Annotated in this window: 26 protein-coding genes; 14 read left to right on the plus strand and 12 right to left on the minus strand. The window is 52.8% G+C overall.

All coding sequences use genetic code 11. The features are described from left to right. Positions 1 to 18: 18 nt before the first annotated feature. From E1B03_RS10400 to mdtH, 9 genes are all read right to left on the minus strand, one after another. Positions 19 to 594: a YceI family protein gene (locus tag E1B03_RS10400; RefSeq protein ID WP_003832130.1), complete on the minus strand. Its 576-nt coding sequence runs from the start codon at positions 592 to 594 to the stop codon at positions 19 to 21. Between the two features lies 1 nt (position 595). Then, a complete protein-coding gene (locus E1B03_RS10405) occupies positions 596 to 1,162 on the minus strand; it encodes a cytochrome b (RefSeq protein WP_103771463.1) in 567 nt (188 codons plus the stop codon). 262 nt (positions 1,163 to 1,424) lie between these two features. Continuing rightward, positions 1,425 to 1,538: a YceO family protein gene (locus E1B03_RS10410; RefSeq protein ID WP_103771462.1), complete on the minus strand. Its 114-nt coding sequence runs from the start codon at positions 1,536 to 1,538 to the stop codon at positions 1,425 to 1,427. A gap of 50 nt (positions 1,539 to 1,588) precedes the next feature. Next, on the minus strand, positions 1,589 to 2,707 hold the full coding sequence (gene solA / locus E1B03_RS10415) for an N-methyl-L-tryptophan oxidase (protein WP_103771461.1): 1,119 nt from the start codon (positions 2,705 to 2,707) through the stop codon (positions 1,589 to 1,591). A 308-nt stretch (positions 2,708 to 3,015) separates the two neighbouring features. Continuing rightward, complete coding sequence (bssS, locus tag E1B03_RS10420; RefSeq protein WP_003036154.1) at positions 3,016 to 3,270, minus strand: biofilm formation regulator BssS; 255 nt, start codon at positions 3,268 to 3,270, stop codon at positions 3,016 to 3,018. A 340-nt stretch (positions 3,271 to 3,610) separates the two neighbouring features. Then, positions 3,611 to 3,856 (minus strand): DNA damage-inducible protein I, encoded by a 246-nt coding sequence (dinI, locus tag E1B03_RS10425; RefSeq protein WP_003036157.1) that lies wholly within the window; start codon positions 3,854 to 3,856, stop codon positions 3,611 to 3,613. A gap of 65 nt (positions 3,857 to 3,921) precedes the next feature. Continuing rightward, positions 3,922 to 4,968, minus strand: a complete 1,047-nt coding sequence (gene pyrC, locus E1B03_RS10430; RefSeq protein WP_133086161.1) for a dihydroorotase — start codon at positions 4,966 to 4,968, stop codon at positions 3,922 to 3,924. 105 nt (positions 4,969 to 5,073) lie between these two features. Beyond that, a complete protein-coding gene (locus E1B03_RS10435) occupies positions 5,074 to 5,634 on the minus strand; it encodes a lipoprotein (RefSeq protein ID WP_020996498.1) in 561 nt (186 codons plus the stop codon). A 114-nt stretch (positions 5,635 to 5,748) separates the two neighbouring features. Next, positions 5,749 to 6,957, minus strand: coding sequence for a multidrug efflux MFS transporter MdtH (mdtH, locus tag E1B03_RS10440; RefSeq protein WP_103771459.1), 1,209 nt, complete (start codon positions 6,955 to 6,957; stop codon positions 5,749 to 5,751). A 259-nt stretch (positions 6,958 to 7,216) separates the two neighbouring features. Here mdtH and rimJ point away from each other — a divergent pair, with 259 nt between their 5' ends. The 4 genes from rimJ to murJ all read left to right on the plus strand — a co-directional run bounded on the left by rimJ (position 7,217) and on the right by murJ (position 11,165). Beyond that, positions 7,217 to 7,801: a ribosomal protein S5-alanine N-acetyltransferase gene (gene rimJ, locus E1B03_RS10445; protein WP_006685101.1), complete on the plus strand. Its 585-nt coding sequence runs from the start codon at positions 7,217 to 7,219 to the stop codon at positions 7,799 to 7,801. A gap of 32 nt (positions 7,802 to 7,833) precedes the next feature. Then, positions 7,834 to 8,481, plus strand: a complete 648-nt coding sequence (locus E1B03_RS10450) for a YceH family protein (RefSeq protein WP_133086162.1) — start codon at positions 7,834 to 7,836, stop codon at positions 8,479 to 8,481. Position 8,482: 1 nt separating this feature from the next. Next, complete coding sequence (locus tag E1B03_RS10455; protein WP_103771457.1) at positions 8,483 to 9,406, plus strand: Gfo/Idh/MocA family protein; 924 nt, start codon at positions 8,483 to 8,485, stop codon at positions 9,404 to 9,406. A 223-nt stretch (positions 9,407 to 9,629) separates the two neighbouring features. Then, positions 9,630 to 11,165 (plus strand): murein biosynthesis integral membrane protein MurJ, encoded by a 1,536-nt coding sequence (gene murJ / locus E1B03_RS10460; RefSeq protein WP_103771456.1) that lies wholly within the window; start codon positions 9,630 to 9,632, stop codon positions 11,163 to 11,165. Positions 11,166 to 11,250: 85 nt separating this feature from the next. Here murJ and flgN read toward each other — a convergent pair whose 3' ends face one another. From flgN to flgA, 3 genes are all read right to left on the minus strand, one after another. Continuing rightward, the gene (flgN, locus tag E1B03_RS10465; protein WP_103771455.1) at positions 11,251 to 11,673 is read right to left on the minus strand and encodes a flagella biosynthesis chaperone FlgN; all 423 of its coding nucleotides are present in this window, start codon (positions 11,671 to 11,673) and stop codon (positions 11,251 to 11,253) included. A gap of 3 nt (positions 11,674 to 11,676) precedes the next feature. Next, a complete protein-coding gene (gene flgM, locus E1B03_RS10470; protein ID WP_016152624.1) occupies positions 11,677 to 11,970 on the minus strand; it encodes a flagellar biosynthesis anti-sigma factor FlgM in 294 nt (97 codons plus the stop codon). Positions 11,971 to 12,063: 93 nt separating this feature from the next. After that, the gene (flgA, locus tag E1B03_RS10475; RefSeq protein ID WP_103771454.1) at positions 12,064 to 12,723 is read right to left on the minus strand and encodes a flagellar basal body P-ring formation chaperone FlgA; all 660 of its coding nucleotides are present in this window, start codon (positions 12,721 to 12,723) and stop codon (positions 12,064 to 12,066) included. A 157-nt stretch (positions 12,724 to 12,880) separates the two neighbouring features. Between flgA and flgB the strand changes: the two genes are divergently transcribed. From flgB to flgK, 10 genes are all read left to right on the plus strand, one after another. Then, entirely contained in the window at positions 12,881 to 13,297 is a 417-nt protein-coding gene (flgB, locus tag E1B03_RS10480; RefSeq protein ID WP_103771453.1) for a flagellar basal body rod protein FlgB, read from the plus strand. A 3-nt stretch (positions 13,298 to 13,300) separates the two neighbouring features. Continuing rightward, on the plus strand, positions 13,301 to 13,705 hold the full coding sequence (gene flgC, locus E1B03_RS10485; protein WP_006685091.1) for a flagellar basal body rod protein FlgC: 405 nt from the start codon (positions 13,301 to 13,303) through the stop codon (positions 13,703 to 13,705). 11 nt (positions 13,706 to 13,716) lie between these two features. After that, entirely contained in the window at positions 13,717 to 14,415 is a 699-nt protein-coding gene (flgD, locus tag E1B03_RS10490; RefSeq protein WP_103771452.1) for a flagellar hook assembly protein FlgD, read from the plus strand. Positions 14,416 to 14,441: 26 nt separating this feature from the next. Further along, positions 14,442 to 15,695, plus strand: coding sequence for a flagellar hook protein FlgE (gene flgE, locus E1B03_RS10495; RefSeq protein WP_133086163.1), 1,254 nt, complete (start codon positions 14,442 to 14,444; stop codon positions 15,693 to 15,695). Between the two features lie 20 nt (positions 15,696 to 15,715). Further along, complete coding sequence (locus E1B03_RS10500) at positions 15,716 to 16,471, plus strand: flagellar basal body rod protein FlgF (protein ID WP_016156188.1); 756 nt, start codon at positions 15,716 to 15,718, stop codon at positions 16,469 to 16,471. A 13-nt stretch (positions 16,472 to 16,484) separates the two neighbouring features. After that, positions 16,485 to 17,267, plus strand: a complete 783-nt coding sequence (flgG, locus tag E1B03_RS10505; protein ID WP_003036202.1) for a flagellar basal-body rod protein FlgG — start codon at positions 16,485 to 16,487, stop codon at positions 17,265 to 17,267. Positions 17,268 to 17,324: 57 nt separating this feature from the next. Further along, a complete protein-coding gene (gene flgH / locus E1B03_RS10510; RefSeq protein WP_103771450.1) occupies positions 17,325 to 18,023 on the plus strand; it encodes a flagellar basal body L-ring protein FlgH in 699 nt (232 codons plus the stop codon). A 33-nt stretch (positions 18,024 to 18,056) separates the two neighbouring features. Then, positions 18,057 to 19,133, plus strand: coding sequence for a flagellar basal body P-ring protein FlgI (locus E1B03_RS10515; RefSeq protein WP_103771449.1), 1,077 nt, complete (start codon positions 18,057 to 18,059; stop codon positions 19,131 to 19,133). Continuing rightward, on the plus strand, positions 19,133 to 20,083 hold the full coding sequence (gene flgJ / locus E1B03_RS10520; protein WP_016152632.1) for a flagellar assembly peptidoglycan hydrolase FlgJ: 951 nt from the start codon (positions 19,133 to 19,135) through the stop codon (positions 20,081 to 20,083). The genes E1B03_RS10515 and flgJ overlap by 1 nt, the downstream gene beginning before the upstream one ends. Positions 20,084 to 20,147: 64 nt before the next feature. After that, the gene (gene flgK / locus E1B03_RS10525; RefSeq protein ID WP_103771447.1) at positions 20,148 to 21,806 is read left to right on the plus strand and encodes a flagellar hook-associated protein FlgK; all 1,659 of its coding nucleotides are present in this window, start codon (positions 20,148 to 20,150) and stop codon (positions 21,804 to 21,806) included. Positions 21,807 to 21,812: the final 6 nt, after the last annotated feature.

The following is a 21,812-nucleotide window of genomic DNA, read 5'->3' on the forward strand; positions in this document are numbered from 1 at the left end:
CATCCGGCCATTCACGCATTACTTCTGCTGGACACCTTCCACTGAGATGATCAGATCGACTTCCTGAGATGCCGGGCCGAGATCGGTGGTGATGTTGAAGTCCTTCAGCTTGATTTTACCTTGCGCTTCAAAACCTGCGCGTGTGCCACCCCACGGATCGCCGCCCTGACCGATAAGCTTCGCGTCCAGCGTAACCGGCTTAGTGACACCGTTCAGGGTCAGATTACCGGTGATATCCAGATCGTTCCCTTCTTTTTTAACGCTGGTGGAGCTAAACGTCGCCTGTGGGAATTTTGCCACGTTAAGGAAATCTGCGCTGCGCAAGTGCTTGTCGCGTTCGGCGTGGTTGGTATCAACGCTGTTGGTGTTGATGGTCACGTTAACCTTATCGGCTGCGGGATTTTTCTCATCAAAGGTAAATGTACCGTCGAAATCTTTAAATGTGCCGTACAGCCAGCTGTAACCCAGATGCTGGATACGGAAATTAACAAAGGCATGCTGTCCTTCTTTGTCAATTTTGTAATCTGCCGCCACGGCCGACCCGGTGGTGAATAACAGAGAGGCGAGTGTAAGTCCCAGCAGGTTTTTTTTCATTTTAAGCTCCATAGTCAGATGACGATTTTCCCAACATGCGATTGAGGGTATCGTCGTTATCGATAAAGTGATGTTTCAGGGCCATCAGTCCGTGCAGAAGTGATAAAACCACCACGGTCCATGCAAGCCACAGGTGCAGGCTCCCGGCGAGGTCGGCCTGAGCGCCTGCATTGGCAAGGGTGGCCGGAATGTCGAACCAACCAAATACGCTTATCGCTTTGCCATCAGCGGTGGAAATCAAATACCCGCTAATCACAATTGAAAAGAGTAATGTGTATAGCGCGAGGTGACCCAGTGCCGCAGCGATACGGGTGAAACGGGAATAGCTTGCCAGCGCAGGAGGAGGAGGTGAGATCAGCCGCCAGACGACGCGGATGACCAGTCCCATCATCAGCAGAATGCCGATGCTTTTATGCAGCTCTGGGGCCTGGTGATACCAGCCGTCGTAATAGCTGAGTGTGACCATCCACAAACCCAGCGCAAACATGCCATAAACAGCAATCGCAATCAGCCAGTGTAATGCGGCAGACACCACGCCATAGCGTTGTGGAGTATTATTGAATTGCATAAGCGCACCGTCAGATATTTCAGAAGTGAATGAAAATGGCGCGGAAAAGGCATTAATGCAACTAATAAATAACAACGGTGATGATATTTGTTTTTAATTCAATAAAACTGATTGAATTGTGAAATAACCATCAAGGAATTAGAGCAGTTGGAGGGTTGCAGGACTTGATTTCGGGGAAAGTGGTGATATTTTTTTATTCAGTTAATTGCAATGAAAATTAAGTTACTATCAGTTTATGTCAATTAATGTCAGTGCGACGGGATCAGAAAAACATAATATATATTACATCCATAATTGCCAGCAGCGACCATAAAATAATGTAGAGCATAAGGTGCTCACGAATATTATTTACCAGATAGTGAAAGAGGCGGCGCATCAATGTTATTCCTGTCATAAAAATGGCCTCACCAACGAGGCCATCATTTATTATCGCTTAAAACGGCTGAGCCTGAAGGGGGTCAGGTCAAAACCAGACGGTTTGTTCTGAGCGAAGTCTGCCGCAATTTCTCCCAGTACGGAGGCAAACTTAAAGCCATGTCCGCTCAGTCCGGTCACTATCAGCGTATTGTCATGCTCCGGCAGAGTATCAATGATAAAGTCTTCATCCGGTGAATTATCATAGGTGCAGGATGCACCGTGCAGACAGCAACCAACGCCTGGCAGAATAGTCCGCAGGAATGGGAAAGCCTCAGATCCATCGCTGGCGACAGCGGCGAACGGCTTACGCTCTTCTGGCGAATGAATAACCTGGCCGCCATTGTGCTTACCAATTTTCAGCTCGTCATTTTCAGCCGGGAAACCGTAGTATTGATCGCCATTTGGCAGTTCGCCGGTGAAAGCAGGGAAATTATTCTTAACGCTGTAACGCCCATCGGCCTGATACCATGCGAACACTTTGCGCACGGGTTGTATAGGGAGTTCAGGAACTAATGCCTGCACCCAGGTTCCGGCGCTGATCACCGCTTTGTGCGCGTGATAGTCGCCATCGGCGGTTTCTACCGTTACGCCATCATCACTGTGGTGTATTGCGCTGACCGGACATTTAAACAGCTGCGCGCAGCCTGCTTCTTCCGCCAGACGGATCCAGGTTTTAATCGCTAACTCACTGCGTAAAAAACCTGACTCGGCTTCAAACAGGCCGATATAGTTTTCAGGTACGCGAATCTCCGGCCAGCGAGCCATGATGGCCGCAGCATCCAACTGTTCAACATTGAGTTGCCACTGTTTTGCGCTTTGTGCCGCGGTCGCTAAGAAGGTTGAATCTGCCGGGCCGAGGTTGATAACACCGGAGCGAACAAAAATCGGCTCTTCATTTTGGGTAGACAGTTCATCCCATAATGTTTGCGCACGCAGTACCAGCGGAACGTATTTTTCACCTTCGCCATATGCATGACGAATTAATCGTGTGTCTCCGTGGTGGCTGCCCTGCTGATGCGGAGGCATATGCGCATCGATCATCAGAACGTTCAGACCGGCGCGAGTAGCATAGTATCCGGCTGCGGCGCCTACCGAACCGCTGCCAATAATGATTAAGTCGTATTTCATCCGCTTCTCTCTGCAATCGCGATAATATACCTTAAATAATTCGAGTTGCAGGACAAAACGGCCCGGCCGTTTTGAACAGCGCTTGCGCTGGCCCCGAAGGGGTGAGGCCGTAAGGCCGAATCACGCGGCAACGCAGCGAATCCCTGGGAGCGTACATTAGTACGTGACCAGGGTGAGCGAGGAAAGCCAACGCACATGCAACTTGAAGTATGACAGGTATAGCAGGGTAAATAACTGACGCGGAATATTCAACCCAGAAATAAGAAAGGCACCGATAAGGTGCCTTTTGATGGTTGGATGTATCAGGTTTAATGTCGCTGATACTCATTTACCTGGTAATCGCCGGATTCAATTTTGGCGATTCCTGCTTCTAATATCGAAATAAATTGCCTGGCAACATCTGTGGTTAACCAGAGCGTTTGACCAACTTCAGTCCCATCCGGGTCCGGACGATTCGGGGTCTGGTAGTGCAAACGCAGCATCAGCGCATCATAGCTATCAACGGTGCTGATGTCCCATCCTACAAGCGGATGAGTCTGAATGACTTCATTATTCTTTTCCATCATGCCCCCTAATTCGTGTTACTAGACAACGGTTTTCGAGGTTCAATGCGTTTTTTTCTGAAGCAACTTCAGTATATCAATAAATAAGGGTATTCATTGGAAATTTAAAGAGGGTGGTGCATAAAATTATCGTTTTCAGCGTTATCTGACTAAGAAACCAACATGTTATTCATTTTTTTTTAGCATGTTGCACAATTATTTTGGTGTTGTGGTTAAAAGATAACCAGGAATTTTTTATTAAAATAAAAATCCGTCGTAACGAATGTACTATTGATTAAAAGATGACGTGTATAAAAAAGCCGGGGCGACCCGGCAAACAAACATCACTGCATATCATTATTTATTCATTGATGAACCAGTCATCCGCGCTTTCCCAGGTCTCCTGTAAGATCTCGCTGATGCGTTCTTTATCCTCTTTGGTTGCGCCAATAACCGACAGATTGTTTGCGCCGGCATAACGGACGGTAACGTTACCTTCGTTATCCGGAAAATGGTGCTGAATACGGCGGGAGAGTTCACCTGCCAGCGCGTCAATTGCACCGGCAGGTAAAGGTGAAGTTTTGGCAATAGTGACTTCAATACGCATAGTAGCCCCCTGTGGAATATACTGTTTATTTATACAGTTATTCACATCGATTGGCTACATTTTTTTTAGTTTTTTACTGACCAACGTACGGTTTCGCCACCCAGGAAAGGTACCAGCGTATCGTTTTCCAGCGCAATGCTCTCCGGGACCTGGTGCTCCACGCGTTCCAGCTCAATAAAGGTTTCATTCACCGGTAAACCATAAAACTGCGGGCCATTGAGTGAACAGAAGGCTTCGAAGTGGTCCAGCGCATTCATCTCCTCAAACACGGTGGCATAGCTACCCAACGCGGTCGGCGCATTAAAGCAGCCCGCACAGCCACAGCTAGACTCTTTGCGATGACGTGCATGTGGCGCAGAGTCGGTACCGAGGAATGCGCGGCTAAACCCGCTGGCGACCAGTTCACGCAGCGCCTGTTGATGGACGTTACGTTTGAGGATCGGCAGGCAGTACAGATGAGGGCGAATCCCGCCAACCAGCATGTGGTTGCGGTTGAACATCAGATGCTGTGGCGTAATGGTAGCAGCCAAAAGCTCGTTACCGTCGCGCACGTATTCGGCAGCATCTTTGGTAGTGATATGTTCGAACACGACTTTCAGCGCAGTTAAACGCTGACGCAGTGGTTCCATCACCGTTTCAATAAAGCGCGCTTCGCGATCGAAAATATCGATATCCGCATGCGTCACTTCTCCGTGCACCAGCAGCGGCATACCCAATTTTTCCATCCGTTCCAGTACCGGCATGATGGCGTCAATCGAGGTTACGCCATGCGTCGAGTTGGTGGTGGCATTGGCCGGATAGAGTTTTGCAGCGGTGAAAACGCCTTCGTTAAATCCACGTTCCAGCTCGTTGGGATCCAGTGTATCCGTTAAGTAGCAGGTCATTAATGGCGTGAAGTTGTGTCCGGCAGGTACCGCGTCAAGAATGCGCTGGCGGTAAGCGATAGCCACGTCAACCGTGGTGACGGGCGGAGCCAGGTTCGGCATGACAATGGCGCGGCCATAAATTTCACTGGTATAGGGCACGACAGTTTTTAACATGTCGCCATCGCGAAAGTGAAGATGCCAGTCGTCTGGGCGGCGGATCTTTAAAACCTGGGATGGTGCAGTCATTAATATGCTCCGGCTGAGGATAGTCTTTTTTGCCGGAAACAAAGGATAAGCGGAAACGTTTTCGTTTGCACGAAAAAAAAGGGCGCATTGGCGCCCTCTGTTTTATTAGTCGGTAAACGGGATGATGATTTCGCCCGGTTTCACCTCGATACCTTTCGCCAGTTTTTTCGCCAGTGCTTCACCCTGGCTACTGTCATCCTGCAGAATGTACGCTGGCTGCTGGTTGAAATAATTACGCAGCGACTGATTTAAATAAGGCATCAGCGTTTGCAGTACCGACTGCATTTTTTCCGGCGTAACGGTGGCGTCCACGACTTCCATCTCTTGCAGATAAATCGCGCCTTTTTCTTTATTGAAAACCGGTAAGGCTTTTAGCTTCAGCTTCATGGTCGCTTTCTGACTGCCAAACAGGGAGTTCATGTCCAGGTTTGCGTCGCCGGTTAGCGTCACTTTATTGGGTTCTTCACGGCCAATCTGGCTGGCGAGATTGTTCAGTACGATGTGTGCTTCAGCGACGCCGGGCAAACCGATATCTTTAGAGAAGTTATTATGCTTCGCCAGGGCCTGATTAATTTCTTGCTCACTAACCGTGTATTGCGTGAGTTGATTACAACCAACCAACAGGCCGCTGACAATTAGCGCAGCGGCAAAAAAAAACTTTTTCATGGGGTTCCTCAACATGATGCATGTGGCGTAATCGTGACACAAAGCATCATCGAGTACCAGCGCCCCGGACGCCAGCAGAAAAAACTGAAAAGCGCCTGGACGCCCGTTCGGCTATCAGGCGTCTGGCTCCAACATACCACTCGTTGGGCGTTTGAGGCTGAATTGCCAGCCCAGAGCAAGGAACGTGATGAAGCCGATAATACCGAGCATCATCCAGGGCAATTCAGGCTGCGCCAGGGCTTTGCCCATATCAAACAACCAGCCGCCGCCGACATAACCAATTGCGCCGCCGATGGCGAGTCCCAGTCGGCTGAAGCCCATGTAGCTTCCTCTGGCCCGTGCATTGGCCAGCGAGGCGCTCAGGGTTTCACGCGCCGGTTCGGCGATGATTGAGCCAATATAGAACGTGCAGATCAGCGTGAATAGCTGCTGTAAATTGCCGACCAGGCCAATGGGCATCATGCTCAGAGACATCACCAGCAGACCGGCCATCAGGCGATGTTCAAGGCGAAAGCGTTTTTCACTCCAGCGGGCAATCGGGTAAAGCAGCGTTAAAGAGAGGCACGCCTCAATGGCATACATCCATTTCACGGCGGCCGGTGAGCCTGCGATGTCGTTCACCATGATTGGCAGCATCAGCATCACCTGCACTGCAAGCATGTAATAGCCCGCCAGCGTCAGCACATAGGTAACAAAGCGTTTGTCATGCATTACATGGCTCATCCCTTCGCGCACCGGTATTTTTACCGTCGACAGCTTCCATGCCGGGAGCAGCCAGGCATTAAACGCCGCACACAGAACGAACAAAATTGCGCCGGTGGCGCATACCAGACGGAAATCGTATTGCAACAACCAACTGCCGAGCAACGCGCCAACCACGGCCCCGGCGCTATCCTGCATCATCAGAATAGAGAAAAAGCGCCCGCGCTTTTCCGGGCGGATAAGTTTAACCACCAGCGCCGAGCGGGGTGGGTCGAATAGCGTGCCGCCCAGTCCGGAGAGAAAGCAGGAAAACCACAGCAACCACGGCTCATGGGCAATGCCCATGGTGGCGAACCCGGCAGCGCGCATCAGCATACCGGTGACGATCATCGGTTTGGCACCGAAACGGTCTGCAATAGCACCGCCGAAAATACCCAACCCCTGCTGGATAAATTGACGTAATCCAAGCGCGATGCCGACCATAACGGCGGCCCAGCCCATTTGATCGACGAAACGAATTGAGATCAGCGGGAAAACGACGAAGAAACCCAGCACGACCAGCATATTATCGATGAGAAGGAAGTATTTACCCAGGTTCCTTGCCTGCGAGACTTGCGACATTTCCCCTCCAGGGAAAAACTCGTCACTCTGGATAGAGTTTAAAAGATAAGCACCTCCTATTCTGCGGTGTCGTCATCGCTTTTCCCACCCTTCTCGGGACAATATTTTTTTATCAAAAGTCCGTCTTGATAGAGAGTTTTCATCAAAATGTGTGAATAATTCAAAAAATGGCATTTTGCTCTTTTCACAGGGTGTATTCGCACAGGTATAGTAATGCGAACAGCGTATTGAAGACGTTACGGGAAGGAGTAGGTATAGAATGTTTGGCTATCGCAGTAACGTGCCAAAAGTGCGCTTAACCACGGACCGCCTGGTCGTGCGTTTAGTGCATGAGCGTGATGCCTGGCGTCTGGCAGATTATTACGCAGAAAATCGTCATTTCTTAAAACCCTGGGAACCTATTCGCGATGAAAGCCACTGTTATCCATCCGGCTGGCAGGCGCGTCTGAGTATGATCTCTGAGTTTCATAAACAAGGCACCGCGTATTATTTTGCGCTGCTCGATCCGGAAGAAAAAGAAATTATCGGCGTTGCTAACTTCTCGAACGTGGTGCGGGGATCCTTCCACGCCTGCTATCTCGGTTACTCCATAGCGCAGAAGTGGCAGGGGCAGGGGCTGATGTATGAAGCCTTAACCTCGGCCATCCGTTATATGCAGCGCACGCAGCATATTCATCGCATTATGGCTAACTACATGCCACACAATAAGCGCAGCGGTGACCTGCTGGCGCGACTGGGTTTTGAAAAAGAAGGGTATGCCAAAGACTACCTGCTGATTGACGGGCAGTGGCGCGATCACGTGCTGACGGCGTTGACGACATCAGAATGGACCCCCGGCCGCTAAGTTTCAGGCAGCCATGATTAATGGAGAAGACGATGAAATACGAATTAACCGCCACCGAAGCACGAGTGATTGGCTGTTTATTAGAAAAACAAGTGACCACGCCGGAACAGTATCCGCTTTCCGTTAATGGCGTCGTAACCGCCTGTAATCAAAAAACGAATCGTGAACCGGTGATGAATCTGTCTGAATCGGACGTGCAGGATCAGCTTGATAACCTGGTGAAACGACATTTCCTGCGCACGGTAAGCGGCTTTGGCAACCGCGTCACAAAATATGAGCAGCGTTTCTGCAACTCTGAATTTGGTAATCTTAAGCTCAGTGCAGGGGAAGTGGCGCTCATTACTACGCTGCTGCTGCGTGGTGCGCAAACGCCTGGTGAGTTGCGTAGCCGCGCATCCCGGATGTACGAGTTCAGCGATATGGCCGAAGTGGAGTCGACGCTGGAGAAACTGGCGACCCGGGATGATGGTCCTTTTGTGGTTCGCCTGGCGCGCGAGCCGGGTAAACGTGAAAGCCGTTATATGCACCTCTTTTGCGGTGAAGTTGATGAAGCCATTGCCGCTGCGGATGAACTTCCGGCTGCTTCAGGCGATCTGCAGGCGCGCGTTGAAGCGCTGGAAACAGAAGTCGCGGAGCTTAAGCAGCGGCTTGATTCCTTGCTGGCACACCTGGGAGAATAACGTGAAAAAATTACGTATCGGTGTTGTCGGGCTTGGCGGGATTGCACAAAAGGCCTGGCTACCCGTGCTGGGCGCAAGTGCAGACTGGACGCTGGAAGGCGCATTTTCACCTTCGCGGGAAAAAGCGCAGCGTATCTGCGATACCTGGCGGATCCCCTACGTTGATTCACTGGTGAATCTGGCGCAAACCTGTGATGCGGTTTTCGTCCATTCCACTACCGCGACGCATTATGCGGTAGTTAGCGAATTGCTGAATGCCGGAGTTCATGTGTGCGTGGATAAACCGCTGGCGGAAAACCTGCGCGAGGCTGAACAACTGGTGGAGCTGGCAGAGCGGAAAAAGCTGACGCTGATGGTCGGGTTTAACCGTCGATTCGCGCCGCTGTACCAGGATCTCAAAACCCAGTTGGGCACCGCAGCGTCAGTACGTATGGATAAGCACCGTACGGACAGCGTTGGGCCGCACGATCTGCGCTTCACTCTGCTGGACGACTATCTGCACGTGGTCGATACCGCATTGTGGCTGGCGGGAGGGCAGGTGCAGTTAAATAACGGCACGCTGCTGACCAATGAATCTGGTGCGATGCTCTACGCCGAGCATCATTTTTCTGCCGGGCAAATGCAGATAACAACCAGTATGCATCGTCGTGCCGGTAGCCAGCGCGAGAGCGTGCAGGCGGTGACGGACGGTGGCCTGATTGATGTGACGGATATGCGGGAATGGCGGGAAGAGCGTGGGCAAGGTGTTGTTCATAAGCCGATAGCGGGCTGGCAAACGACCTTAGAACAGCGTGGTTTTGCCGGATGCGCGCGTCATTTCATTGAGTGCGTGCAAAATCAGACGGTTCCCGAGACGGCAGGCGAGCAGGCGCTACTGGCCCAACGTGTTGTCGAAACGCTGTGGCGGGAGGCGATGGCTGAATAACCCCCTGTAACATCTGGCGGTAGTAATTCATTGTAATCCAGGTACTATATGCCAACTCAAAAATAACACCTCTTTTCAACCGAAGGCTGGTTTGGCGGCCTGATAAGGCGCTGTGAGGCCGCTATCAGGCATCGCGGCATTTACGGATGGCGGCGTACATGCCTTATCCGGTCTGCGGTCTGATTATGCGGGGTTTTGCCTCAGAGTCTGGAATACAACATAGATGAATTTATTAAAGTCGCTGGCAGCCGTCAGCTCGATGACGATGTTTTCACGCGTACTGGGTTTTGCGCGTGATGCGATTGTCGCCAGAATCTTTGGCGCAGGGATGGCGACAGATGCCTTTTTTGTGGCATTCAAACTTCCTAACCTGTTGCGCCGAATCTTTGCCGAAGGCGCATTTTCCCAGGCGTTTGTGCCGATTCTTGCCGAATATAAAAGTAAGCAGGGTGAAGATGCCACCCGCGTGTTTGTTGCCTACGTTTCCGGACTGTTGACGCTGGCGCTGGCCGTGGTGACGGTAGCAGGGATGTTGGCTGCTCCATGGGTGATATTAGTCACCGCGCCGGGATTTGCCGACACAGCGGATAAATTTGCGCTGACCACTCAACTACTGCGGATAACCTTTCCGTATATCCTGCTCATCTCATTGGCTTCGCTGGTGGGTGCGATCCTTAACACCTGGAACCGCTTTTCTATTCCCGCGTTTGCGCCGACCTTTCTGAATATCAGCATGATTGGTTTCGCGCTGTTTGCCGCGCCTTATTTTAATCCTCCCGTACTGGCGCTGGCGTGGGCCGTTACCGTTGGCGGTGTGCTACAGCTGATTTACCAGCTTCCGCATCTGAAAAAAATTGGCATGCTGGTGCTGCCACGCGTGAACTTCCACGATGCGGGGGCGATGCGCGTCGTCAAGCAAATGGGGCCGGCGATCCTTGGGGTTTCGGTCAGTCAGATTTCACTGATTATCAATACGATTTTCGCCTCGTTTCTGGCCTCTGGCTCAGTTTCATGGATGTATTACGCTGACCGTTTGATGGAGTTTCCATCCGGTGTGCTGGGTGTCGCGTTGGGGACTATCTTGCTGCCATCGCTGTCCAAAAGCTTTTCCAGCGGCAATCATGATGAGTATTGCCGTCTGATGGACTGGGGGCTGCGTCTGTGTTTTCTCCTGGCATTGCCGAGCGCCGTGGCGTTAGGGATTCTGGCCAAACCGCTGACGGTGTCTTTGTTCCAGTACGGTAAATTTACCGCCTTTGATGCCGCGATGACCCAGCGTGCGCTGGTGGCGTACTCGGTCGGCTTGATTGGTTTGATCGTGGTGAAAGTATTGGCCCCAGGTTTTTATTCTCGCCAGGATATTAAAACGCCGGTCAAAATTGCCATTGTGACGCTGATTATGACCCAGGTAATGAACCTGGCGTTTATTGGACCGCTGAAGCATGCCGGGCTGTCACTGTCGATTGGTCTGGCGGCGTGCCTGAACGCTTCATTGTTGTACTGGCAGTTGCGTAAGCAGAAAATCTTCACCCCGCAACCGGGCTGGGCCTGGTTCCTGGCGCGATTGGTCATATCCGTGCTGGTAATGTCGGCGGCACTGGTTGGGATGCTCTATATCATGCCGGACTGGTCGCAGGGCACGATGTTGTGGCGTCTGCTGCGTCTGATGGCCGTCGTGGTGGCAGGTATTGCAGCTTACTTCGCTGCACTCGCCGTGCTGGGCTTTAAAGTGAAGGAGTTTGTGCGCCGGACGGCGTAACAGACTATCGCCGGATGGCGGCATGACGCCGTATCCGGCCTACAAAACGCGTAGGCCTGATAAGCAAAGTGTTATCAGGCTTGCATTAAATAGAGAATTTTTTCCCGCCGCGGTGTGCAGCAGAGGTTTGACCATTTGCGCCGTACAACGCTGGTTCCTGGTGCGGTTTCAGCACTTGAATCGCCTGTTGATTGCGCTCGATCTGCCCTTCCAGCAGCCAGCCATTGTGCTGGTTGAGATCGCGTAAGTGCTGTGTTTTCACGGTGATAGTCTGCCAGCGCTCGGCTATTTCATCGTTGGCGCTGCGCGTGGCGTCATGCTCCAGACGGCGCTGCTGCTCCAGATAATCAAGGGTTGCCAGCAAAGAGCTTTTTTCTTCTGTAATACGCTGTAGCTGGCTGCCGTTGATATGTCCTGCGGAAAGCTGTTGTTGTTCAGCATCCATTACCGTTTTCAGGTCATTGAGGACGGTCGTCATCTGGTCAAGTATTTCTGACAAACGAGTCATACTTTATTTACTCTGTAAGTAGCTCTGCGCCTCGCGGATCAGCGAGTCGGCAATTTTTCCAGTGTCCATTTTCAGTTCACCGTTACGGATCGCGGTTTTCAGTGCTTCCACGCGTTCCATATTGATGTCATTGGTGCCGGGCTGCATCAGTTTAGCCTGAGCATCGCTCAGCATCACGCTGGTGCTGGTGGTCGCGGTGGTTTTTTCCTTCCGCGTTTTTTGTACCGGCGCATCGCTGGTTTCGCGCGGCTGAACGGTACTTACTGGCTTCAATGGTGAGGTACGATCAATGCTCATTTTGTTTTTCCTCATCGAGGGGTTACGCTATAGCGGCCCGCTGTAATCATTGGTTGTTTATCTATCGGCACACGCTAAAAAATCTTTAACCTATTATAGGTTAATAAGAATATTCCCATCAGAATCGACGACGCCGCTCACCACCTGGCCTGAAATCATCCGCACTCGCGCATTTTGTGCGACGGCGGCATTATTCAGCGCTTTGCCTTCGGCATTCACCCGAAAACCTTCTCCGTTAGCGATAACCAGTACGCGCTGACCGGCCTTGATCCGCCATGCCTGGCGCAACATTGAAAGCTGTATCGGTTGACCCGGCACCAGATCACGCAGGCTGACGGCGTCCTGCACCTGATTCATATCCAGCACCGCGCGGGGCGGCAGTTGGTCCAGTCGACCACGTTTCAGCGTTACGCTGGCTGGGGTCAGTGCGCTACCTCGTGCTACAGACGCGGCGGCTACAACGTAGTTTCCGGTGGCCTGCACGTTCACCTGCAGATAACGTTTTTCGTTGGCGCAGCGTGCCAGCACGTTCACATTGCCCCACAGTTTTGCATTGCCGGACACGCTTAATGCGGGTTGCTCACAGCTCGGTAGTAAGTTTGGTGACGTTCGGATAGTAACCACCACCTCATCGCTGAATCCGGCCAGACGTTGGGAAAACCATGCCGTTAGCTGCGAATTCAGGTCTTGCGCCAGCGTCATAGGGCTGAACAGCAGTGCGGCCACAACTATTCCACGTTTAAACGTTTGCATCAAAACCTCGCGCTTTTTCAGGTAGTGGCAGGATTTTACCTGTGTGACGCAGTCATCAACGCAACAAATAGCGACGCATTTTGCGTTTATTCCGGCGATAACGCGCGCGTAATGGGATTTAAGCTGTCCGCTGAATTTTGTCATTTGCGGAGGAGATATGCTCGATAAGCTCGACGCCGCCTTACGTTTTCAACAGGAAGCGCTGAATTTGCGCGCCCAACGCCAGGAAGTATTGGCAGCCAACATAGCCAATGCCGACACGCCGGGGTACCAGGCGCGCGACCTGGATTTCGCCAGTGAGTTAAAAAAAGTCATGGTGCGAGGACGGGAAGAAACCGGCGGCGTTTCGTTGACGCTGACCTCTGCACAACACATTCCGGCCCAGACCGTTTCTGCTCCTTCTACGCAGTTGCTCTACCGTATTCCTGACCAGCCGTCACTTGATGGTAACACGGTGGATATGGACCGGGAGCGTACGCAATTTGCAGACAACAGCCTCAAGTATCAAATGGGGCTGACCGCGTTGGGTGGACAAATCAAAGGCATGATGAACGTGCTGCAAGGAGGGAACTAATTCGTGGCGCTGTTAAATATTTTTGATATCGCAGGCTCTGCGCTGACGGCTCAGTCTAAACGCTTGAACGTGGCGGCCAGCAACATGGCGAATGCGGATAGCGTCACGGGACCCGACGGTCAGCCGTATCGCGCCAAGCAAGTTGTCTTTCAGGTCGATGCTGCGCCGGGCGCGGCAACCGGTGGCGTAAAAGTGGCTGACGTTATTGAAAGCCAGGCACCGGATAAGCTGGTTTATGAGCCAGGTAATCCGCTGGCCGATGCGAACGGTTACGTAAAAATGCCCAATGTGGATGTCGTCGGCGAAATGGTCAACACCATGTCAGCCTCGCGTAGCTACCAGGCAAACGTCGAAGTGCTCAATACCGTGAAAAGCTTGATGCTCAAAACGCTGACGCTAGGCCAGTAAAGGAGGCGCACATGTCTATAGCTGTAAAAATGAATGATCCAGGCACAACGGGCGTTAATGACGCAACGGGGAAGAATTCGCTGACGGGCAGCAACGCCGCCGATCTGCAAAGCAGCTTTCTTACGCTGCTGGTTGCACAGCTGAAAAACCAGGATCCAACCAACCCGCTGCAAAACAACGAACTGACCACCCAGTTGGCGCAAATCAGTACCGTGAGCGGAATTGAGAAACTGAACACCACGTTGGGGTCGATCTCCGGGCAGATCGACAACAGCCAGTCGCTGCAGGCCAGTACCCTGATTGGCCACGGTGTCATGATCCCGGGCACTACCATCCTGACCGGTAAAGGGACGGAAGAAGGCGCAAAAACCACCACTACGCCGTTTGGCGTCGAGTTGCAGCAACCAGCAGATAAGGTTACTGCAACCATTACCGATAAAGACGGCAAAGTGGTACGCACCATTGAAATTGGTGGGTTAAAAGCGGGCGTTCATACCTTTACCTGGGACGGCACCATGACCGATGGCACGGATGCGCCAAGCGGTTCTTACAACGTGTCAATTGCTGCCAGTAATGGCGGAACGCAACTGGTGGCACAGCCGCTTCAGTTTGCGCTGGTGCAGGGAGTTATTCGCAGTAACGGCGGTAATACGCTGGATCTGGGCACCTATGGAACCACCACCCTCGACGAAGTACGGCAGATCATTTAAGCCTTCACACTTATCAGGAGTAAGTCATGGCCTTTTCACAAGCGGTCAGCGGTCTGAACGCTGCAGCGACCAACCTCGATGTCATTGGTAACAACATCGCCAACTCCGCCACCTACGGTTTTAAATCCGGTACGGCATCCTTTGCCGATATGTTCGCCGGTTCTAAAGTGGGGCTGGGCGTTAAAGTTGCGGGTATTACCCAGGACTTTACCGACGGCACCACGACCAACACCGGGCGCGGGCTGGATGTTGCTATCAGCCAGAACGGTTTTTTCCGTATGGTAGACAGCAACGGTTCCGTTTTCTACAGCCGTAACGGTCAGTTCAAGCTCGATGAAAACCGCAATATCGTCAACATGCAGGGGCTGCAGCTTACGGGCTACCCGGCTACCGGTACACCGCCAACGATCCAGCAAGGTGCTAACCCGGCGCCGATCACCATCCCGAATACGCTGATGGCGGCGAAAACCACCACAACGGCGTCAATGCAGATCAACCTGAACTCCACTGACAAGGTGCCAACAAAGACCCCGTTTAATCCAAGCGATGCGGATTCTTACAACAAAAAAGGCACCGTTACCGTTTTCGATAGCCAGGGTAATGCCCATGACATGAACATTTTTTATGTCAAAAATGCGCAGAGCAACACTTGGGAAGTTCACACTCAGGATGCATCCACTGGCGATCCGGCAAAATCCGCCGGGTTTATGCGCTTTGATGAAAATGGTGTGTTTTTAGGGATGAGCGCCACGGCAACTGCGGCGTTACCGACTCCTCCTGCCGTCTGGCCAAAGGACATCAACATCACAACCGGGCAGATTAACGGTGCAGACGCCGCTAATTTTTCTCTGAGCTTCCTGAACTCCATGCAGCAAAACACCGGTGCAAACAACATCGTTGCCACAAATCAGAACGGCTACAAGCCGGGCGATCTGGTGAGCTACCAGATTAACAATGACGGTACCGTGGTCGGTAACTACTCCAATGAACAGCAACAGGTTCTGGGACAGATCGTGCTGGCAAACTTTGCCAATAACGAAGGTCTGGCGTCTCAGGGCGACAACGTCTGGGCGGCGACTCAGTCTTCCGGCGTGGCGCTGCTGGGTACCGCAGGCGAGGGTAATTTCGGCAAGCTGACCAACGGCGCTCTGGAAGCGTCAAACGTGGATTTGAGTAAAGAACTGGTGAATATGATTGTCGCCCAGCGTAACTATCAGTCGAACGCGCAGACCATCAAAACCCAGGATCAGATCCTCAACACGCTGGTCAACCTGCGCTAAGCGCCTGACAGGATGGCTTAATGGATCACGCAATTTATACCGCCATGGGCGCGGCCAGCCAGACGCTGAATCAACAGGCGGTGACGGCCAGCAACCTGGCAAACGCCTCCACGCCGGGTTTTCGTGCTCAGCTCAATGCGCTGCGCGCGGTTCCCGTTGAAGGATTGTCTTTGCCGACGCGTACGTTGGTAGTGGCCTCCACGCCGGGGGCCGATATGACGCCGGGTCAGATGGACTATACCTCACGTCCGCTGGACGTGGCGCTGCAACAAGATGGCTGGTTGGCTGTGCAGACCGCGGACGGTAGCGAAGGGTATACCCGTAACGGTGCTATTCAGGTAAGCCCAACGGGTGAATTGACCATTCAGGGACATCCGGTGATTGGCGAAGCCGGACCGATAGCCGTACCGGAAGGTTCAGAAGTCACCATTGCGGCTGACGGAACGATTTCGGCGCTCAACCCTGGCGATCCGGCCAACACGGTCGCGCCAGTTGGGCGACTGAAGCTGGTGAAGGCGACGGGGAGCGAAGTGCAGCGTGGCGACGACGGTATGTTCCGTCTGACTCAGGCCGCACAGGCTACCCGTGGTGCGACGTTACAGGCCGACCCGAGCATTCGCGTTATGTCGGGTGTGCTGGAAGGCAGTAACGTCAAGCCGGTTGCCGCGATGAGCGACATGATCGCCAACGCCCGCCGTTTTGAAATGCAAATGAAGATTATCAGTAGCGTGGATGATAACGCGGGCCGTGCCAACCAACTGCTGTCGATGAGTTAACACAGGACATTTTATGATCAGTTCATTATGGATCGCCAAAACCGGCCTGGATGCGCAGCAAACCAACATGGATGTGATTGCCAACAACCTGGCGAACGTCAGTACCAACGGATTTAAGCGCCAGCGTGCGGTGTTTGAAGATCTGTTGTATCAGACGATTCGCCAGCCTGGCGCCCAGTCTTCGGAACAGACCACACTGCCGTCTGGTTTGCAGATTGGTACCGGTGTGCGTCCGGTTGCAACCGAGCGTTTACACAGCCAGGGTAACCTGTCGCAGACTAATAACAGTAAAGATGTGGCGATTAAGGGGCAGGGCTTTTTCCAGGTCATGCTGCCTGATGGCACGTCCGCCTATACCCGTGACGGTTCTTTCCAGGTGGATCAGAACGGTCAGTTGGTGACGGCTGGTGGTTTTCAGGTTCAGCCTGCTATCACCATTCCGGCTAACTCGCTCAGTATCACCATTGGCCGCGACGGTATTGTCAGCGTGACCCAACAGGGTCAGGCTGCGCCGGTTCAGGTCGGGCAGCTTAACCTGACGACCTTTATGAACGATACCGGTCTGGAAAGCATTGGTGAAAATCTGTACACCGAAACGCAGTCATCCGGTGCGCCAAATGAGAGCACGCCGGGGCTGAACGGCGCGGGTCTGCTGTATCAGGGCTATGTTGAAACCTCTAACGTCAACGTGGCGGAAGAGCTGGTAAACATGATCCAGGTCCAGCGCGCTTACGAAATCAACAGTAAAGCGGTATCGACCACCGATCAGATGCTGCAAAAACTGACGCAACTCTAAAGTGTGGTCCGGTGGGGTGAAAGCCTCACCGGCACACTGATTTTGAAGATGACCGCAATGCGAAAATACGCGCTTCACCCATACCCAATTTTAGCCCTGCTGGTGGTTACACTGACAGGATGCGCCTGGATCCCGGCCACGCCGCTCGTGCAGGGCGCCACGTCTGCCCAGCCTGTTCCAGGTCCGACGCCGGTGGCGAATGGCTCAATTTTCCAGTCGGCACAGCCGATTAACTACGGCTATCAGCCGCTATTTGAAGACCGCCGTCCGCGTAATATTGGCGATACGTTGACCATCGTATTGCAGGAAAACGTCAGCGCGAGCAAAAGTTCTTCAGCTAACGCCAGTCGCGACGGCAAGACAAACTTTGGTTTTGATACCGTACCGCGTTATCTGCAAGGACTGTTTGGCAACGAGCGTGCTGACGTAGAAGCCTCAGGCGGTAACACCTTTAACGGTAAAGGCGGCGCAAACGCCAGCAATACCTTCAGCGGTACGCTGACCGTAACGGTCGATCAGGTACTGGTGAATGGCAACTTACATGTTGTGGGTGAAAAACAGATCGCCATTAATCAGGGCACTGAATTCATTCGCTTCTCTGGGGTCGTCAACCCGCGCACCATCAGTGGCAGCAACTCCGTACCGTCAACTCAGGTTGCGGATGCGCGTATAGAGTACGTCGGCAACGGCTACATCAATGAAGCGCAAAATATGGGCTGGTTGCAGCGTTTCTTCCTTAACTTGTCGCCGATGTAAGCGAGGTACCCGGTGTTTAAATCTCTTGTTGGAATGGTACTGGTACTGGCAACCACCTTTGCGCATGCCGATCGTATTCGTGACCTGACCAGCGTGCAGGGCGTGCGGGAAAACTCGTTGATAGGCTACGGGCTGGTGGTCGGCCTTGATGGTACGGGTGACCAGACGACCCAGACGCCGTTTACGACGCAAACGCTCAATAACATGCTGTCGCAGTTGGGGATCACTGTGCCAACTGGCACTAATATGCAGCTGAAAAACGTGGCGGCGGTGATGGTCACCGCGCAGTTCCCAGCCTTTGGTCGCCAGGGGCAAACCATTGACGTGGTGGTCTCTTCCATGGGTAACGCCAAAAGCCTGCGCGGCGGAACGCTGCTGATGACCCCGCTGAAAGGGGTCGATAGCCAGGTATATGCCTTGGCGCAGGGAAATATTCTGGTTGGCGGTGCAGGCGCGGCTGCGGGTGGCAGTAGCGTACAGGTTAACCAGCTCAATGGCGGACGCATTACCAACGGCGCGACCATCGAGCGTGAGTTGCCTAGCCAGTTCGGTGGCGGAAATACCATTAATCTGCAGCTCAATAATGAAGATTTCGCGATGGCGCAGCAGATTACTGACACCATTAACCGCTCGCGTGGCTTTGGCAGCGCAACGGCGTTGGATGCCCGAACCATTCAGGTGCGCGTACCAAGTGGAAACAGTTCGCAGGTGCGCTTCCTCGCGGATATCCAGAACATGGAGGTGAACGTCACGCCGCAGGATGCGAAAGTTATTATCAACTCGCGCACTGGATCCGTCGTTATGAATCGCGAAGTCACACTGGATAGCTGTGCCGTAGCGCAAGGCAACTTGTCGATTACGGTAAACCGCCAGGCGAACGTCAGCCAGCCGGATACACCGTTTGGCGGTGGACAAACCGTGGTGACACCACAAACTCAGATCGATCTGCGCCAGAGCGGCGGTTCGCTGCAAAGCGTTCGTTCCAGCGCCAACCTGAACAACGTCGTTCGTGCGCTGAATGCGCTGGGGGCAACGCCGATGGATCTGATGTCCATTCTGCAATCGATGCAGAGCGCGGGTTGCTTACGCGCCAAACTGGAAATCATCTAATGATTGGTGACAGCAAACTGCTGACCAGCGCCGCCTGGGATGCGCAATCACTGAACGAACTGAAAGCGAAAGCGGGTCAGGATCCGGCGGCGAATATCCGCCCGGTCGCCCGCCAGGTTGAAGGGATGTTCGTGCAGATGATGCTGAAAAGCATGCGTGAAGCGCTGCCGAAAGATGGCGTGTTTAGCAGCGATTCGACACGTTTGTATACCAGCATGTATGACCAACAAATCGCGCAGCAGATGACCGCAGGTAAAGGTCTGGGGCTGGCTGAAATGATGGTCAAGCAGATGACCGAAGGGCAGGCGCAACCCGCAGACGACGCGCCGCAGGTTCCAATGAAGTTCTCGCTTGAAACGGTGACCAGCTATCAAAACCAGGCGCTGACGCAACTGGTACGTAAAGCCATTCCCCGGGCGACGGAAAGCAATGATGAGCCGCTGTCAGGTGACAGTAAAGACTTCCTCGCCCAGCTATCGTTGCCAGCTAAGCTGGCCAGCCAGCAAAGCGGGGTGCCGCATCATCTGATTCTGGCACAGGCGGCGCTGGAGTCCGGTTGGGGGCAGCGACAAATTCGCCGTGAGAACGGCGAACCGAGCTTTAACATTTTTGGCGTGAAGGCTTCGGGAAGCTGGAAAGGCCCAACCACCGAAATCACCACCACCGAATATGAAAACGGTGAGGCGAAAAAGGTGAAAGCCAGATTCCGCGTCTATAGCTCTTACCTTGAGGCGCTGTCGGATTATGTCGGTCTGATATCGCGTAACCCGCGCTATGCGGCGGTGACCGCTGCCGCGACAGCCGAACAAGGTGCGCAGGCATTGCAAAATGCGGGGTACGCTACAGACCCTAACTATGCGCGTAAATTAACCAGCATGATCCAGCAGTTGAAATCGATGAGTGAAAAAGTGAGCAAAACCTACAGCACGAATATCGATAATCTCTTTTAAATAGCTCAAGTCTACCGACCTGCTGCCGATAATAACGAGTATTGAAGGATTACAAGGAACCTCCATGTCCAGCTTGATTAATAACGCGATGAGTGGACTCGCCGCAGCGCAGGCCGCATTGAATTCTGCCAGTAATAACATCTCCAGCTATAACGTCGCCGGATACACCCGACAAACGACAATTATGGCGCAAGCGAACAGCACGCTGGGTGCGGGGGGCTGGGTTGGCAATGGCGTCTATGTTTCTGGCGTGCAGCGCGAGTATGACTCCTTTATCACAAATCAGTTGCGGGCAGCGCAGAACCAGAGCAGCGGCCTGACGACGCGCTATGAGCAAATGTCAAAAATCGACAATCTGCTCTCCAGCAAAACCAGTTCCATTTCGACCTCAATGCAGGACTTTTTTACCAGCCTGCAAACGCTGGTCAGTAACGCCGAAGATCCGGCGGCGCGTCAGGCGATGATCGGTAAAGCTGATGGGTTAGTGAATCAGTTCAGAACAACCGATCAGTATCTGCGCGATCAGGATAAGCAGGTCAATACTGCGATCAAAGCAAGCGTTGATCAGATCAACAACTACTCAAAACAGATTGCCAGCCTCAACGACCAGATTTCCCGTCTGACCGGCGTTGGTGCGGGCGCATCGCCTAACGATTTGCTGGACCAGCGTGACCAGTTGGTCAGTGAACTGAACCAGATTGTCGGTGTTGAAGTCAGCGTTCAGGACGGTGGCACCTATAACGTGACCATGGCGAACGGCTATTCATTGGTGCAGGGCAGTAATGCACGTCAATTGGCGGCAGTACCTTCCAGTGATGACCCGAATCGTACAACAGTGGCCTACGTTGACGGCGTTGCCGGAGCCGTCGAGATCCCCGAGAAACTGTTAAATAGCGGTTCACTGGGTGGACTGCTCACGTTCCGTTCTCAGGAGCTGGATCAGACGCGTAATACGTTGGGCCAACTGGCGCTTGCGTTTGCCGATGCGTTTAACACCCAGCACAAAGAAGGTTTTGATGCTAACGGCGATCAGGGTAAGGATTTCTTCTCTATCGGCAGCCCGGCGGTATTCAACAATGCGAAAAATGCGGGAACAGGATCGTTAAACGCGAAGATCACTGACAGCTCTGCTGTGCAGGCGACAGATTATAAAATTGTTTTTGATGGGACGGACTGGCAGGTTACTCGCCTGGCGGATAATACCAGTTTCAAAGCCACCGTCACCGGTGGAAAAATGTCCTTTGACGGGATGGAAATCACCGTTAACGCTGGCGCAGTAGCAAATGACAGCTTCACAGTGAAACCTGTCAGTAACGCTATCGTTGATATGAAAGTCCTGGTGACCGATGAGTCGGAAATCGCTATGGCCCAGGTTTCAAAAAATGACCCGGACCCGGATATTGATAAGGGAAAAAGCGATAACCGTAATGGTCAGAAGCTGCTGGATCTACAGACCAAAGCTACGGTTGGCAACAAGACCTTCAACGACGCATACGCCACGCTGGTAAGCGATGTCGGGAACAAAACCGCTACGCTGAAAACCAGCGCCACCACCCAGAACAACGTGGTAACCCAGCTTTACCGGCAGCAGCAGTCAATTTCCGGCGTCAACCTCGATGAAGAGTACGGTAATTTACAGCGCTATCAGCAGTATTACCTCGCTAACGCGCAAGTACTGCAAACCGCGAATGCGCTGTTTGATGCACTGATTAATATTCGCTAAGGGAGA

This window comes from Citrobacter arsenatis, assembly GCF_004353845.1.
In the GTDB taxonomy this organism is placed as follows: Bacteria; Pseudomonadota; Gammaproteobacteria; order Enterobacterales; family Enterobacteriaceae; genus Citrobacter; species Citrobacter arsenatis.

What these genes read in the sequence shown, in the direction of transcription:
- E1B03_RS10400 (WP_003832130.1), bottom strand. Translation starts at nt 594, where the DNA reads ATGAAAAAAAACCTGCTGGGACTTACACTCGCCTCTCTGTTATTCACC.
- E1B03_RS10405 (WP_103771463.1), bottom strand. Translation starts at nt 1,162, where the DNA reads ATGCAATTCAATAATACTCCACAACGCTATGGCGTGGTGTCTGCCGCA.
- E1B03_RS10410 (WP_103771462.1), bottom strand. Translation starts at nt 1,538, where the DNA reads ATGCGCCGCCTCTTTCACTATCTGGTAAATAATATTCGTGAGCACCTT.
- solA (WP_103771461.1), bottom strand. Translation starts at nt 2,707, where the DNA reads ATGAAATACGACTTAATCATTATTGGCAGCGGTTCGGTAGGCGCCGCA.
- bssS (WP_003036154.1), bottom strand. Translation starts at nt 3,270, where the DNA reads ATGGAAAAGAATAATGAAGTCATTCAGACTCATCCGCTTGTAGGATGG.
- dinI (WP_003036157.1), bottom strand. Translation starts at nt 3,856, where the DNA reads ATGCGTATTGAAGTCACTATTGCCAAAACTTCACCTTTACCTGCCGGT.
- pyrC (WP_133086161.1), bottom strand. Translation starts at nt 4,968, where the DNA reads ATGACTGCACCATCCCAGGTTTTAAAGATCCGCCGCCCAGACGACTGG.
- E1B03_RS10435 (WP_020996498.1), bottom strand. Translation starts at nt 5,634, where the DNA reads ATGAAAAAGTTTTTTTTTGCCGCTGCGCTAATTGTCAGCGGCCTGTTG.
- mdtH (WP_103771459.1), bottom strand. Translation starts at nt 6,957, where the DNA reads ATGTCGCAAGTCTCGCAGGCAAGGAACCTGGGTAAATACTTCCTTCTC.
- rimJ (WP_006685101.1), top strand. Translation starts at nt 7,217, where the DNA reads ATGTTTGGCTATCGCAGTAACGTGCCAAAAGTGCGCTTAACCACGGAC.
- E1B03_RS10450 (WP_133086162.1), top strand. Translation starts at nt 7,834, where the DNA reads ATGAAATACGAATTAACCGCCACCGAAGCACGAGTGATTGGCTGTTTA.
- murJ (WP_103771456.1), top strand. Translation starts at nt 9,630, where the DNA reads ATGAATTTATTAAAGTCGCTGGCAGCCGTCAGCTCGATGACGATGTTT.
- flgN (WP_103771455.1), bottom strand. Translation starts at nt 11,673, where the DNA reads ATGACTCGTTTGTCAGAAATACTTGACCAGATGACGACCGTCCTCAAT.
- flgM (WP_016152624.1), bottom strand. Translation starts at nt 11,970, where the DNA reads ATGAGCATTGATCGTACCTCACCATTGAAGCCAGTAAGTACCGTTCAG.
- flgA (WP_103771454.1), bottom strand. Translation starts at nt 12,723, where the DNA reads ATGCAAACGTTTAAACGTGGAATAGTTGTGGCCGCACTGCTGTTCAGC.
- flgB (WP_103771453.1), top strand. Translation starts at nt 12,881, where the DNA reads ATGCTCGATAAGCTCGACGCCGCCTTACGTTTTCAACAGGAAGCGCTG.
- flgD (WP_103771452.1), top strand. Translation starts at nt 13,717, where the DNA reads ATGTCTATAGCTGTAAAAATGAATGATCCAGGCACAACGGGCGTTAAT.
- flgE (WP_133086163.1), top strand. Translation starts at nt 14,442, where the DNA reads ATGGCCTTTTCACAAGCGGTCAGCGGTCTGAACGCTGCAGCGACCAAC.
- E1B03_RS10500 (WP_016156188.1), top strand. Translation starts at nt 15,716, where the DNA reads ATGGATCACGCAATTTATACCGCCATGGGCGCGGCCAGCCAGACGCTG.
- flgG (WP_003036202.1), top strand. Translation starts at nt 16,485, where the DNA reads ATGATCAGTTCATTATGGATCGCCAAAACCGGCCTGGATGCGCAGCAA.
- flgH (WP_103771450.1), top strand. Translation starts at nt 17,325, where the DNA reads ATGCGAAAATACGCGCTTCACCCATACCCAATTTTAGCCCTGCTGGTG.
- E1B03_RS10515 (WP_103771449.1), top strand. Translation starts at nt 18,057, where the DNA reads ATGGTACTGGTACTGGCAACCACCTTTGCGCATGCCGATCGTATTCGT.
- flgJ (WP_016152632.1), top strand. Translation starts at nt 19,133, where the DNA reads ATGATTGGTGACAGCAAACTGCTGACCAGCGCCGCCTGGGATGCGCAA.
- flgK (WP_103771447.1), top strand. Translation starts at nt 20,148, where the DNA reads ATGTCCAGCTTGATTAATAACGCGATGAGTGGACTCGCCGCAGCGCAG.